This is a genomic window from Nocardioides carbamazepini, from assembly GCF_024614185.1.
GTDB classification, from domain to species: domain Bacteria; phylum Actinomycetota; class Actinomycetes; order Propionibacteriales; family Nocardioidaceae; genus Nocardioides; species Nocardioides carbamazepini.
The window spans coordinates 179,876-192,428 of the sequence record NZ_JAHTLF010000018.1 but is presented as its reverse complement, the minus strand read 5'-3'; the positions used below and the strand labels follow the sequence as shown (position 1 = coordinate 192,428).

The 12,553-nt window shown below is 68.0% G+C and carries 13 protein-coding genes and 1 tRNA gene; 5 read left to right on the top strand and 9 right to left on the bottom strand.

Annotation, left to right across the window (positions count from 1 at the left end; genetic code table 11):
- The first annotated feature begins 198 nt into the window (after window positions 1–198).
- Window positions 199–1,368 (top strand): mandelate racemase/muconate lactonizing enzyme family protein, encoded by a 1,170-nt coding sequence (locus KVF89_RS19625; RefSeq protein ID WP_257427902.1) that lies wholly within the window; start codon window positions 199–201, stop codon window positions 1,366–1,368.
- An 83-nt stretch (window positions 1,369–1,451) separates the two neighbouring features.
- Here KVF89_RS19625 and KVF89_RS19620 read toward each other — a convergent pair whose 3' ends face one another.
- Entirely contained in the window at window positions 1,452–2,087 is a 636-nt protein-coding gene (locus KVF89_RS19620; protein ID WP_257427901.1) for a DUF2461 domain-containing protein, read from the bottom strand.
- Window positions 2,088–2,121: 34 nt separating this feature from the next.
- Window positions 2,122–2,820 carry a hypothetical protein gene (locus KVF89_RS19615; RefSeq protein ID WP_257427900.1) on the bottom strand — a complete coding sequence of 233 codons (699 nt, stop codon included), beginning with the start codon at window positions 2,818–2,820 and terminating at the stop codon, window positions 2,122–2,124.
- A 412-nt stretch (window positions 2,821–3,232) separates the two neighbouring features.
- On the opposite strand from KVF89_RS19615, the gene KVF89_RS19610 reads away from it, so the two are divergent.
- Complete coding sequence (locus KVF89_RS19610; protein ID WP_257427899.1) at window positions 3,233–4,276, top strand: nucleoid-associated protein; 1,044 nt, start codon at window positions 3,233–3,235, stop codon at window positions 4,274–4,276.
- A gap of 1 nt (window position 4,277) precedes the next feature.
- On the top strand, window positions 4,278–5,300 hold the full coding sequence (locus tag KVF89_RS19605) for a GTP pyrophosphokinase (RefSeq protein WP_257427898.1): 1,023 nt from the start codon (window positions 4,278–4,280) through the stop codon (window positions 5,298–5,300).
- A 57-nt stretch (window positions 5,301–5,357) separates the two neighbouring features.
- Here the strand turns inward: KVF89_RS19605 and KVF89_RS19600 are convergent, their stop codons facing one another.
- The 5 genes from KVF89_RS19600 to KVF89_RS19580 all read right to left on the bottom strand — a co-directional run bounded on the left by KVF89_RS19600 (window position 5,358) and on the right by KVF89_RS19580 (window position 8,784).
- On the bottom strand, window positions 5,358–6,593 hold the full coding sequence (locus KVF89_RS19600) for a hypothetical protein (protein ID WP_257427896.1): 1,236 nt from the start codon (window positions 6,591–6,593) through the stop codon (window positions 5,358–5,360).
- 164 nt (window positions 6,594–6,757) lie between these two features.
- A complete protein-coding gene (locus KVF89_RS19595; protein WP_308212732.1) occupies window positions 6,758–6,925 on the bottom strand; it encodes a DUF2461 family protein in 168 nt (55 codons plus the stop codon).
- Between the two features lies 1 nt (window position 6,926).
- Complete coding sequence (locus KVF89_RS19590; RefSeq protein WP_257427895.1) at window positions 6,927–7,703, bottom strand: DUF3592 domain-containing protein; 777 nt, start codon at window positions 7,701–7,703, stop codon at window positions 6,927–6,929.
- A 165-nt stretch (window positions 7,704–7,868) separates the two neighbouring features.
- A tRNA-Gly gene (locus KVF89_RS19585) sits at window positions 7,869–7,941 on the bottom strand.
- Between the two features lie 69 nt (window positions 7,942–8,010).
- The gene (locus tag KVF89_RS19580; protein WP_257427893.1) at window positions 8,011–8,784 is read right to left on the bottom strand and encodes an SGNH/GDSL hydrolase family protein; all 774 of its coding nucleotides are present in this window, start codon (window positions 8,782–8,784) and stop codon (window positions 8,011–8,013) included.
- A gap of 64 nt (window positions 8,785–8,848) precedes the next feature.
- On the opposite strand from KVF89_RS19580, the gene dcd reads away from it, so the two are divergent.
- Together dcd and KVF89_RS19570 are read left to right on the top strand one after the other, a co-directional pair.
- On the top strand, window positions 8,849–9,424 hold the full coding sequence (dcd, locus tag KVF89_RS19575) for a dCTP deaminase (RefSeq protein WP_257427891.1): 576 nt from the start codon (window positions 8,849–8,851) through the stop codon (window positions 9,422–9,424).
- A 32-nt stretch (window positions 9,425–9,456) separates the two neighbouring features.
- The gene (locus KVF89_RS19570; RefSeq protein WP_257427890.1) at window positions 9,457–10,449 is read left to right on the top strand and encodes a siderophore-interacting protein; all 993 of its coding nucleotides are present in this window, start codon (window positions 9,457–9,459) and stop codon (window positions 10,447–10,449) included.
- Window positions 10,450–10,569: 120 nt separating this feature from the next.
- On the opposite strand, the gene dmpG is transcribed toward KVF89_RS19570, so the two are convergent.
- Window positions 10,570–11,598, bottom strand: coding sequence for a 4-hydroxy-2-oxovalerate aldolase (gene dmpG / locus KVF89_RS19565; RefSeq protein WP_257427889.1), 1,029 nt, complete (start codon window positions 11,596–11,598; stop codon window positions 10,570–10,572).
- Window positions 11,595–12,551 (bottom strand): acetaldehyde dehydrogenase (acetylating), encoded by a 957-nt coding sequence (locus KVF89_RS19560; protein ID WP_257427887.1) that lies wholly within the window; start codon window positions 12,549–12,551, stop codon window positions 11,595–11,597. Before KVF89_RS19560 ends, dmpG begins: the two co-directional genes overlap by 4 nt.
- Between the last annotated feature and the right edge of the window lie 2 nt (window positions 12,552–12,553).

Sequence of the window (12,553 nt, the reverse complement as noted above, 5' to 3'; positions counted from 1 at the left end):
TCGCGACCGTCGCGGTGGCGCTCGTCGTGCTCGTCGCGGTGGCGGTGGTGCTGCTGCTCCAGGACCCGAGCGGTCCGCCGACCGGAGGACCGGGCGAGCCGACCACGGCCCCGACCACGGCCCCGCCCCCGCCTGCTGTGCCCCGGCCGCGTGTCGCCGGGGAGTTCGTTCGTCACGGTCCGGAGTGGAGGAGGGGAGATGTCGTTGCCTGCGTTCAGGGTCGAGGACCTGCGTGTGTACGAGTTCGAGTTCGATGGGTTGCCACACGCCATGGTGCGGGTGCGACTCGACCAGGGAGTGACGGGATTCGGCGAGGCGAGCGACGGATACGGGTTTGCCCATCCCGGCCTGCTGCGCACGATCGTGCAGGACGTGCTGGCTCCGCTGCTGGGACGACCGGGCATGGTCTCGGTGCCCCAGGTCGCCGGTCTCCTGAAGTCGGAGCTGCGGCGCCGCCCCGGGCTCGCCGGCCCGGTCGGCCACGCCGTGAGCGCGGTCGAGATGGCCCTGTGGGACGCGGTGGGTCGCCGGGACGGGCTCAGCGTGCGCACCATGCTGGGCGGCCACCGGGAGCGACTCGGGGTCTACGCCTCCAGCCACTTCCTCTTCCAGGGCGATGCCGACTGGCACGTGCACCACCTCGAGCCCTGGCTGGCGCGCGGGGTGGGTGCGGTGAAGCTCCGGCTGGGACTGGACTGGCGTACGGACCTGGCCACCCTGGCTCAGGTGCGCGATCGACTGGGGCCGACGGTCGACATCTTCGTGGACGGCACCGAGCACTACAGCCTGGACACGGCCCTGCGCGTCAGCCGGGCCCTGGCCGACCTGGGGGTCTCGATGTTCGAGGAGCCCATCCCCCAGGAGCGGCACCTGGGCGTGCAACGGCTGGTGGATCAGTCCGCGGTGGCGATCGGGTACGGCGAGCACTTCGGCATGTCGGGGGAGTACGACCGCGCGATCAGGGACCGGCGTGCCGACGTCCTCCAGCCGGACCCGGCCACATCCGGAGGGCTGCTGGAGATGGTGCGGATCGGGGAGCTCGCCGAACTGGCCAGTGTGCCGGTCATGCCGCACTCGGCCGCCGGTCCGGTCGCCTTCGCGGCGAACCTGCACGCCTCCAGTGCCCTCAAGACGCTCCGCCTGGTCGAGTTCCCCTACTCGATGGCGGAGCCGTGGCACGAGATCCTCGACTCGAACCCCTTCACCCTCGAGCACCTGGAAAGCGGTGCCTTCGCGGTGCCGACGGGGCCGGGACTGGGCATCGAGGTGGATGAGGCCGCACTGGTCGGGCGCTCTACTCGGGTCGCCGACATCGAGGTGCCGGCCAGCACGGCTGCTTGGACGGACTGGTCACAAGGCAACGTCTGACCTGACCTGGTCAAGCGGTGTGCTGGGTGAGCAGCCCGTTCCAGGAGGATGAGCAACAGATCGGACTACTCCGACTGCTCCAACTACTCGGCGATCGCGTCGGCGATCCAGTTCACCAGCGGACGCAGCCGGCGCCAGTCCTCGCGGACCCGGCCGAGCAGCTCGGCGGTGTGCACGAACGGCTCGAAGCCGTAGGACCGCATCCCCAGCACGGTCTTCATCTTGAGCAGCTCGATGCGCGGGTGCTCCTTGTCGTAGCCGCGAGGCACGGTCTTGAGCCGCTCGCCGGCCACCTCGAAGCCACCGCGCTCCAGGTCGCGCAGGATCCGCTGCAGGACCTTGCCGGTCCTCTCCTCGGCCATCGCCTCGCGCAGCCGGGCCAGATGGGCCCCGGAGGCCTCGTAGATGCCGCCGCCCACCCGGACACCAGGCGCCGCCACCTCGACGTACCAGCCGGTCGCCGGGCCGACGCCCACGAACGCGCCCTGGTGGGTCTTGTACGGCGTCTTGTCCTTCGCGAACCTCACGTCGCGGTAGGGCCGGAACACCTTCGCGGCGCCGAACTCCTGGCCGAGGGCGTCGGTCAGCGCCACCATCGGGGCCTTGACGCTCTCGGTGTAGACCGACTTGTGCGCCTCCCAGAACGACTTGGTGTTGTCGACCTCGAGGTCGTCGTAGAAGTCGAGTGCCGCAGTAGGGAAGCCAATGAAGTCACTCACACGGCAAGCGTAGTCGTGCTGCTCACACGACTAGTCAAAGCGGCCAGCGCTTTCGGTCGCGCAGGTACTGATCGGGAGCGACGAACGTCGACACGATCTCGTAGTGGCCAAACAGTGCAGGGTCGCCATCCGGACCCGACATCGGCTTCGTGAGGTTGGTGTAGACCTCGCTCATCCACCTGACGATCTTTAGCGTGTACAAGCGGCCGTACTTCTGCGCCAGTTCGTTCTCCGACGACCGGTAGCTTCCATGAGCGACGTCGCTAATGGTGTCGCCGGTCTCGTCTTGGTGCCAGACGATCGAGTGTTCACCGATCAGGGCCTCGACGATTGCTGCATCGCGCATGGCTCGTACTTCCCGGGCAGTCCCGCGGAAGTGTTTGTTCAGGATGGGTTCGACCACATTCGCCCACCAGTAGGTCACGGGATCGTGGGGGCTGGTCGCCCCACTGATGGTCTCGAAGTTTGCGTATCGGCCACGCGATGCGTCCGCGAACATTGCTAGCGCGTCGAGCACGGCGCTGGTCATGTCGTCGTCCGGGTACGGGTACCTGAGATCCAGCGAGTATTTCTGATCAATAGCGCGTACGGCGTTCACGATTTCCGGGAGCTTGTGCCCGAGTTTCCGAAGCTCTGCGTCCGTAGGAGATCGGACGTTGGTTGCGCGAAAGTCCACGACCCAGATCAGTTTTCCGAGACGTTCGATGCCGTTCGCGAGTCCGAACAGGGCCACGTAGTAGCCACCAAGGTCCGCGTACGTGGCCCGTCCGAGTGAGTTGGCTCCGGCGCAAACTAAGCCAGTCGCCAAGGACGTTTCCCGCTTGAAGCCATGCCACTCCGGGTAGTCCCACGGATCGCGTCCCATTGTGCCTCTCCGTTACTGCTGTGCCGTCGGATCGGCATGCTACAGACTATGAACTGACTCCGAGCGTCGGATGTGTCAAGCCCTCCCAGAAGCGCAGAGCGGGCTTCAGTGTGCGGGCGGGGCAGTTGGGCCGCTCCTTGGCAGGCGAGCCTCCGGGAGGCCCGCTCGACCGGATCAAGACCCGCGAACATGATGGCGCAGCAAGAACTCCTTTCCCGGTGCGATGTGCCGAAAAGGCACCGCCGACGGAGGATCGCCCCTAGCGTGCACCCGGAAGCTCATGGAAGGGAGCAAGGTGGTGCGAGGACTCCGTATTGATCACGTGGTGCTGCATGGCATCAAGCGGGCGGCGAAGGGGTCCGGAACCGAGCCCGAGCTGAGCCAGGCGGAGTCTGCGTTGTCAGAGCAGGTGCGGACGTTCCTGCAAGGTCAGTTGAGCGATGCCCTGAAACACCGCCGGGAGGTCGTCGAGGAGCCCGGCATGTCCACATTGCCTGGCATCATCCGCGATGTTTGGTCCAAGAAGACAACGCTCCTCGCTGCCTCACAGGTCCTTGCGCGGAATCTTCAGTCCGCTCAGCCGGGGATTGGCTCGGAGGGCTTGCTGATGGTCGCCCAGGGCCGCGCCAACGACGTGCCCGTCTTCCTCGTTGCGAAGCTTGAGCACGAGAAGGGCACGTCAGCGCAGATGGAGCAGAACCCCGATGGCGCACTGGTCTACTCGATGACCTTCCTCGACAACCTCTTCTTCACTGAGGGGTCCAAGGTCTACAAGATCGGCTTCTTCCCGAAGGCATCAGATGTCGACCAGCCGCTTGAGGGCTTCATCGTCGACCGCCAGGTATCAGGCTCCGAGGTCGCGACCTACTTCCGAGAGACCTATCTGGGCTGCGCGTGGAAGCAACGGCCTGAGGTCGTTACCCAGCGCTTCATGGACACCGTCCAGGAGTGGATCGATCGTCAAGACGATCCGGAGAAGCGATCGCGGTATCAGCTCGGACTGCTCGCCGAGCTCCAGAGTCAGCGTGACGTGCTGTCCGTGAACAGCTTCGCGGCGAGCTACCTCGACCCGGTCGACCGAGACTCGTTCACCGCTCACGCGCAGCGGACCCTCCCGGCTGCGAACATGACGAAGGATCTGTCACTGATCGAATCGAGGATCGCCAACATTCGGTGGGACACACGCTCCGGGACCGTAGTTATCGCGTCCCCCGAAGCAGTCCAGAATGGCACGGTGACTGTCGAGGAAGCTGGCGACAAGACGGTGATCAAGGTCGCTGACGACATCCTCAAGACCTCGGGTTCCGGCCGGTTCAAGCACTGAGATGTCCGACGAAACCCCGTCGAACGACGAACTGATCCAGCGGTTCATCGACACCCAGCCTCGGTTCCAGCAGGCAGCCGACGATGTCGTCGAGGCCCTCAAGGACATCCTCGGCGCGGGGTCGATCTATGCCGCGGTGTCATCGCGCGTCAAGGAAATCGATAGCTTCCGGGGCAAGGTCGAGCTGCGAGACGATTACACAGATCCCTGGGCCCAGATCACCGACAAGGTCGGCGCCCGTGCTCTCGTGCATCGGGCCGATGAGGTCGACCGGATTCACCGGCTGATCGAAGCCGACGGCCGGCTGCAGGTCTACGGCATCACTGACAAGCGCCTCCAGGTTGGCGAGCGGGAGTTGGCCTACTCGGGCCTCCACCTCGACATCTACGCCCCATCTCGGGACGGCGACCAGGAGCAGATCCCGGTCGAGATCCAGATCCGGACCATCGCTCAGCATGCTTGGTCGGAGGTGTCGCATAGGTTGGTCTACAAGCCGCAAGCCGAGCTGGACGCCGACGACCGCAGAGCCATCTGGCGGCTTGTGGCCCTCGTAGAACTGTTTGACGGGGAGGTGTCCCGGGTCATGGAGAAGCTCCCCGAGGACGCTCCCGCAGAAGAACTTGCAGATCGGTTGGCGACCCATGACCTTCCGGACGCCCTCGCTGCCAACTACGCCCGTTTCGAGGGCAACACGGGCAACGCTGATCTGACACGGCGGGTATGCGGCGCACTGGCCGAAGCGATCCCAGCGGAGGACCATCGCCAGTATGACAGCGTCCTCGGCAGCTGGGTCACCGAGCAGAAGAACTGGCTGCGCGCGATGTACGACGACTACGGCCCGCGCAGCAGCATGGCGACGGTCTCCGACTATGTGTTGTGGTCGCAGCCCGAGAGCATCGGCGTGCTGGAAGCGCTAAGCAGTCGACCGTGGGCGCTGGTAACGGCCTGGCGGAATCACGGTCTGCCTGACCGGTGGCTGAAGCCTTTGGAGGCCGTCGGCACTGACGTCGACCTTGACTTGTAGCACCGGGTCACGGCAGCAGCACGGCCCGTCCCAGTTGCCCTTCAGCGTGGCGCAGTGCTACCTAATCTGGCCCCAGAACTGCGGATAGAACTGCGACAACGGGCTCTCGGAAGTGGCGCCCTCTTCAAGGGCTGCTCGGCATTGTCGGGTGATCTCCTGGCGATGCAGATCGATCTGCGGAACTAGTGTGTAGATGTCTGTCATGTCGATCTGAACTGTCCGATACTGGCCGACATCGAAAGGCAGCCGGTCTGAAGTTCGGATGATCTGCACTGTCGGCTTGCGCGTCGCATGGCGTAGAGCCAGCTCGTAGTAGACGTTGGGATTTCCGAAGCTTAGGTCTGCAATGACGAGCGCAGCGCGAGCAACGTGGTCCATGACCTGGCCGGTGATCAGTCCCGGCTTGCTGATGCCGTCCGCGCGGACTGCTCGTAGGCCCAGCTCAGCCAGAGACGGCTCGACGAGGGCGGCCAGCATCAGGTCAGCATGTTTCCGCTCGACCGAATCCGCACTGCCAATCGGTGAAATGACGAAGCAAACGTCGTCGAGGCCACTCGCCCCAGCAGCACGCTTGGTGGTCTTCGTAGGCGAAGCCGCTGCGCCCGTGCTCTCAGAAACATGCTCGTCAGGCGCGTTGTCCGTATCAACTGCCTCCGCCTCGACATCCGCCTCGACATCCGCGTCGTCGGCCACAGCTTCGATGGCTGCTTCCACGGTGACAAGGTGCTCGGAGCCTCCGATGGTGCGGATGAGGCCGAGGTCCCGAGCGTTCGCCAGGAAGGTCTCTACGCACTCCGCGACAAAAGCCTCATCAACACCCGCCTCCCGAGCAGCGTCCCGAAGAACCTCGCCTGTCGGGAGCCGACTCCCCTTGTACTTCTCGTAGATCGCACCGAAGGCGGGGTTGGAGAGGATGGCGAGGTCCAAGCTCGCTTCTAGCTGCGCCCGCGCCGGTGCAGTCGGATTAGACGCAACCTTCCCAGCAGGCGTCAGGTCGAGCCACTCAGCGGAGTACCCACCAGTCGTAATGCCGTACTGGACACTTGCGGTGATCAGTTTCCGAGTCGGGCCGCTGTCAGGCGACCTGTCCAAGGCCTCGAAGAGCGTCAGACGGCGGGTGCGCTGACCTGCCCCATGCCTCTGAATCGCCTGGGCGAGAAACAGCGCCTCCTTGAACGACGTCGCGGGGAAGGGTCGCGGTGTCCGCTTCCTTCGCCCCGCCCCAGACTCCGCCGGAATCGTAACCGGGTCGTCGTCGGTGGGTGTCGACGTTTCCGCCGCAGGCTGCGTCATGCACCGAAAGATAGCCGCAGACGCCGACAGTGCCATCCAAAACGAAGGCAACCTTGCCAAGGTCGCTCGACCGTGCGGTAGAACAGGACCACCTGAGACCCCATTCATTGCGGAAAGTGCAGGTTCTCGTTCGCGAACCTCACGTCGCGGTAGGACCGGAACACCTACGCCGCGCCGAACTCCTGGCCGAGCGCGTCGGTCAGCGCCACCATCGGCGCCTTCACGCCCTCGTTGTAGACCGACTTGTGCGCCTCCCAGAACGACTTGGTGTTGTCGACCTCGAGGTCGTCGTAGAAGTCGAGTGCCGCGACGGGGAAACCGGTGAAGTCCACGTCAGGAGGGTACGGCGGGCCGGTCGGTCGGCACCCGCGGGACCGGCACGTTCCAGCGCAACGCGTGCTGGATGCCGACCACGATCCGCCGGTCGTCGGTGGGGTGGTCGGGGTCGTACCAGATCGTCGTCCGCTGGCCCTCGACGAGCGGGGCGCGGATGGGGATCACGACGCGACGGTGGACCCGGTAGACGGTGCCGTCGGCCCCGGTGAAGCGGAAGGCAGCCGTGGTGATCACGTTGGAGGCCTCCTCGAAGTCGTAGGGGTCGAGACCGGACTCCGCTACGGTCGCCGGCACCGGAGTGCCGCGGGCGATCAGGTCGAGCTCGAGGCGCCAACGTCGCCGACGGGCCGTCGCGGCCGCGACGGCCAGCAGCAGGAGGCCGACACCGGCCGCGCCTGCGATGACGGCGGCGCCGACGTACCAGCCGGCGACGTCCAGCTCGACCGACGCGAGCAGCAGTCCGGCGGCCGCCGCCGGGAGCAGGACACCCGGGGCGTGGAGCTGGCCGAGGGCGCGCGGGTGGCGGTCGACGAGGAGCGACCACGTCAGCCAGCCGATCACGACGGCCAGCGTCCCGCCGATCGTGACGATGCCGATCGAGTCCCCCGCGACGTACGACGGCGGCGCGTCCTCGTACGCGTCGATCACCGTGCAGCCGATGCCGTAGCCGGCGTACACGCCGCCGATCAGGAGCAGGCACAGCGCGATGAGGAGCCCGAGCGGCCGGCGGCGCCGGGGCTCGAAGGTGAAGGGCGGTGGCTCCGCGTGTGCCATGGCCTCATTCAACCCGATCGCCTGCCCGGCGCCGTGGCGCCGCCGGCGCCATGGCCGGAGCTGCGGCGGGCGCGAGCGCAGGGAGCGCCAGCGACCGGAGCGAGTGTCCGACGGGACTCCGGCGAGGCGTCGATCAGCGGCGACACGCTCGCGCCATATGAACGGAGCGGACGACGAGGTTCGAACTCGCGACATTCAGCTTGGGAAGCTGACGCTCTACCAACTGAGCTACGTCCGCACGCACGGGGGCTCCGCCCCCGTGGACCCCCGAAGGTGTCGCGGACGGAATCCCGTGCGATGGAGGATGCTACCCGATGGGTTGGAAGGTGGGTCGCTTCGGTGCCACCCCGTCGCCCGACGATCGGCCGGTGACCCGCCGCTGCACCCAGGGGGCGAGGTGCGCGCGGGCCCAGGCGAGATCGGCGGCGCGCTGCTCGCGCGCCGACAGCACCGGTGCGGGCACCGGGTCCAGGGGCCGCAGGCCGTGGGCGACGCCCAGCGCGTCGAGGGCGGCGATGGCGATCGCCTGGTGACCGACGGCGTTGAGGTGCAGTCGGTCCTCGTCCATCACCTCGGCGACCTTCCAGCCACGCATCCGCCACATGTCGACCAGGGTGGCGCCGTGCTTCTCCGCGATCTCACGGACCCACTCGTTGAAGATCGCGGTGCGGCCGCGGATCACCTTCAGCACGCCGCTGTCGCCGGTGTCGGCGATCGTGAACATCACGACGTGGGCGCCGCCGGCGGCGAGCCGGCCGATCGCCTCGTCGTACGACGCCGCGAGGGCGTCGAGGTCGACCTTGGGACGCAGCACGTCGTTGCCGCCACCGTGGATGCTGACCAGGTCGGGGCCGAGCGCGAGCGCGGCGTCGACCTGCTCGTCGATGATCGCGGGCAGCTTGCGGCCCCGGATCGCGAGGTTGGCGTAGCCGAGGTCGGCGCCCTCGGCGGCCGCCCGCGCGGCCAGCGCCTCCGCCGTCCGGTCGGCCCATCCCCGCAGGCCGTTGGGACGCGCCGGGTCGGGGTCACCGACCCCTTCGGTGAACGAGTCGCCCAGGGCGACGTACTTGCTGAAGGTCATCCCAGCATTCTGCGCCCGTGATCGGCGCCACGTGCAGGCAGGTGGGGCCGGTAGGGTGCGGGGCGTGCTGCTCAGCGACCGCGACATCACCGCCGAGATCGACGCCGGCCGGATCGGCCTCGAGCCCTACGACCCGGGGCTGATGCAGCCGTCGTCGGTGGACTTCCGCCTGGACCGGTTCTTCCGGGTCTTCGACAACCACAAGTACCCGTCGATCGACCCGGCCGCCGACCAGTCCGACCTCACCAGGGTGGTGGAGCCGGAGGGCGCCGAGCCGTTCATCCTGCACCCGGGCGAGTTCGTGCTCGGGTCGACGTACGAGGTCGTGACGTTGCCCGACGACATCGCGGCCCGCGTCGAGGGCAAGTCGTCGCTGGGCCGGCTCGGGCTGCTCACCCACGCGACCGCCGGCTTCGTCGACCCCGGCTTCTCGGGGCACGTGACGCTGGAGCTGGCCAATGTCGCGACGCTGCCGATCAAGCTCTACCCGGGCATGAAGATCGGACAGTTCTGCTTCTTCCGGCTCTCCTCGCCGAGCGAGCACCCGTACGGCTCGGAGAAGTACGGCTCGCGCTACCAGGGCCAGCGCGGGCCGACGCCGTCGCGGTCGTTCCAGAACTTCCACCGGACCACGATCTGAGGGCACACGTGTGGTTAGGTTAGCCTGACCTCATGACCGTCGAGCAGAACGAGTACGTCGCCACCCTGCCCATGCTCCTCACCGAGGTCGAGGTGCTGGAGGTGGAGCGGGTCTCGCCGTCCTTCGTGCGGGTCGTGCTCGGCGGGGGCGCGCTCGCGGAGCTGGGCCCGGACGGGCCGGTCTACGACCAGCGGATCAAGCTGATCTTCCCCAACGCGGCCGGGAGCCTGCCGTCGTTCGCGGGCGCGGACGAGTCGTGGTGGACCACCTGGATCGAGATCCCGGAGCACGAGCGCGGCTCGATGCGGACCTACACGATCCGCGACGTCGTCGGCGAGGGCACCGAGACCCGGCTGGTCGTCGACATCGTGGTGCACGAGAGCGACCCGGCGGACGGCCACGGCGACGCACTGGACGGCGCGGGCAACCGGTGGGCGCTCCAGGCGGCTCCGGGCCAGCGCCTGGTCACCCTCGCTCCCCGCAAGGGCCACGAGTTCGGCGGCATCGAGTGGTCGCCGGGAGCCGCGAGCCGACTGCTGCTGGTGGGTGACGAGACCGCCGTACCCGCCATCCGCGGCGTGCTGCGCGACCTGCCGGCCGACGCGACCGGAGCGGCGTTCGTCGAGATCCCGGTCGACGCGGACGCCCAGGACTTCGTGGCGCCCGCGGGCGTGACGGTGACCTGGCTGCCCCGCAACGGCGGCGCCCGCGGCGAGGAGCTGCACGCGGCGGTCCTCGCGCACCTGACCGGCACCGTTCCCACTGAAGCGGTCGTGGTGTCCGACGACGAGATCGACCCCGACCTGTGGGAGACCCCGGTCCACTCCTCCTCCGGCGAGGAGGTCGCGGCGGAGACGGCGGTCCCGACCGGCGACGCGCCGTACGCCGGGCTCTACGCGTGGATCGCGGGCGAGTCCAAGGTCGTGACCGGCCTGCGCCGCAAGCTGGTCAACGACCTCGGCCTGGACCGGCGCCAGGTCGCCTTCATGGGCTACTGGCGCGAGGGCGTCTCGATGCGCTCCTGAGTTCAATCTGCGCCGGGTCGGCGTCGTTCCGAGTTCAGTCTGCGCCGGGTCGGCGTCGTTCCGAGTTCAGTCTGCGCCGGGTCGGCGTCGTTCCGAGTTCAGTCTGCGCCGGGTCGCGGGTCAGACCAGAGCGGCCTCGCGCTCGGCCACGATGGTGAGCGCGATGTCGACGATCATGTCCTCCTGGCCACCGACGAGCCGGCGGCGGCCGCACTCCATGAGGATGTCGCGGACGTCGACGTCGTACTGCTCGGCGGCGCGCTCGGCGTGGCGCAGGAACGAGGAGTAGACGCCGGCGTAGCCGAGGGTCAGCGTCTCGCGGTCGACCCGGACCGGGCGGTCCTGGAGCGGGCGGACGATGTCGTCGGCGGCGTCCTGCAGCTTGAAGACGTCGCAGCCGTGCTCGAAGCCCATCAGGTCGGCGACCGCGATGAACGGCTCGATCGGACAGTTGCCCGCGCCCGCGCCGTGGCCGGCGAGGGAGGCGTCGACGCGGTAGACGCCGTTCTGGACGGCGACGACCGAGTTGGCCACCGACAGCGAGAGGTTCTCGTGGGCGTGGATGCCGATCTCGGTCTCGGCGTTCAGGACGCCGCGGTAGGCCTGCACGCGCGCGGCGACGTCGTCCATGGTGAGGCGGCCGCCGGAGTCGGTGACATAGACGCAGTGGGCGCCGTAGGACTCCATCAGCTTGGCCTGCTGGGCGAGATGCTCGGGCTCGGCCATGTGGGAGAGCATCAGGAAGCCGGAGACGTCCATGCCGAGCTCGCGGGCGGCGGCGATGTGCTGCGCCGAGACGTCGGCCTCGGTGCAGTGGGTCGCGATGCGCACCGAGCGGACGCCGAGGTCGTAGGCGCGCTTGAGCTCGTGGACGGTGCCCACACCGGGCAGCAGCAGGGTGGTGAGCCGGGCGTTCTTCAGCACCGACGCGGCGGCCTCGAGCCACTCCCAGTCGGTGTGCGAGCCGGGCCCGTAGTTGACCGAGCCGCCCGCGAGACCGTCGCCGTGGGCGACCTCGAGCGCGTCGACGCCGGCCTCATCCAGGGCGACGACGATCCGCTTCACGTCGGCGGGCGAGATCCGGTGCCGGATCGCGTGCATGCCGTCGCGCAGGGTGACGTCCTGGACGAAGATCTTGGTCTTGCTCACAGCGCGTTCTCCTTCGCCGCAGCGATGCGCTCGGCGACCTGGAGGCCGGCCGAGGTCATGATGTCGAGGTTGCCGGCGTACGCCGGGAGGTAGTGGCCGGCGCCGGTGACCTGGAGGAACACCGACACCTGGTGGGTCGGGCGGTCCGCGCCGTCGACCAGCAGCGTCTCGACCGGCTGGTCGCCGGGGATCTCGGCGATCTGGACCTTCTGGACCAGCTGGTAGCCGGGGACGTACGCCGCCACGTCGGCGACCATCTTCTCCACACTGGCGCGGATCTCGTCGTGCACGGCCGGGTCCGGTGCGTGGACGAGGGCGAAGACCGTGTCGCGCATCATCAGCGGCGGCTCGGCCGGGTTGAGGATGATGACGGCCTTGCCGCGCTTGGCGCCACCGACCCGCGCGATCGCGCCCGAGGTGGTCTCGGTGAACTCGTCGATGTTGGCGCGGGTGCCGGGACCGGCGGACTTCGAGGAGATCGAGGCCACGATCTCGGCGTACTCCACGGGGACGACGCGGGAGATCGCGGCCACGATGGGGATCGTGGCCTGGCCGCCGCAGGTGACCATGTTGAGGTTCGGCGCGTCGAGGTGCTCGTCGATGTTGACCGCCGGGATCACGAACGGACCGATGGCGGCCGGCGTGAGGTCGATCAGCCGCTTGCCGAGCGGACGCAGCAGCGCGTCGTTGTGGAGGTGCGCCTTCGCCGACGTGGCGTCGAAGACGATGTCGATGTCGGCGAACCCGGGCATCGCGATCAGGCCCTCGACACCCTCGTGCGTCGTCGGGACGCCGAGGTCGCGCGCGCGGGCGAGGCCGTCGGAGTCCGGGTCGATGCCGACCAGGGCGCCCATCTCGACGTGCTGCGCGGTCTGCAGCACCTTGATCATCAGGTCGGTGCCGATGTTGCCGGACCCGATGATCGCCACCTTCGTCTTGGCAGCCTTGGTCATGG

What these genes read in the sequence shown, in the direction of transcription:
- KVF89_RS19625 (WP_257427902.1), top strand. Translation starts at nt 199, where the DNA reads ATGTCGTTGCCTGCGTTCAGGGTCGAGGACCTGCGTGTGTACGAGTTC.
- KVF89_RS19610 (WP_257427899.1), top strand. Translation starts at nt 3,233, where the DNA reads ATGGAAGGGAGCAAGGTGGTGCGAGGACTCCGTATTGATCACGTGGTG.
- KVF89_RS19605 (WP_257427898.1), top strand. Translation starts at nt 4,278, where the DNA reads ATGTCCGACGAAACCCCGTCGAACGACGAACTGATCCAGCGGTTCATC.
- KVF89_RS19600 (WP_257427896.1), bottom strand. Translation starts at nt 6,593, where the DNA reads ATGACGCAGCCTGCGGCGGAAACGTCGACACCCACCGACGACGACCCG.
- KVF89_RS19590 (WP_257427895.1), bottom strand. Translation starts at nt 7,703, where the DNA reads ATGGCACACGCGGAGCCACCGCCCTTCACCTTCGAGCCCCGGCGCCGC.
- KVF89_RS19580 (WP_257427893.1), bottom strand. Translation starts at nt 8,784, where the DNA reads ATGACCTTCAGCAAGTACGTCGCCCTGGGCGACTCGTTCACCGAAGGG.
- KVF89_RS19570 (WP_257427890.1), top strand. Translation starts at nt 9,457, where the DNA reads ATGACCGTCGAGCAGAACGAGTACGTCGCCACCCTGCCCATGCTCCTC.
- KVF89_RS19560 (WP_257427887.1), bottom strand. Translation starts at nt 12,551, where the DNA reads ATGACCAAGGCTGCCAAGACGAAGGTGGCGATCATCGGGTCCGGCAAC.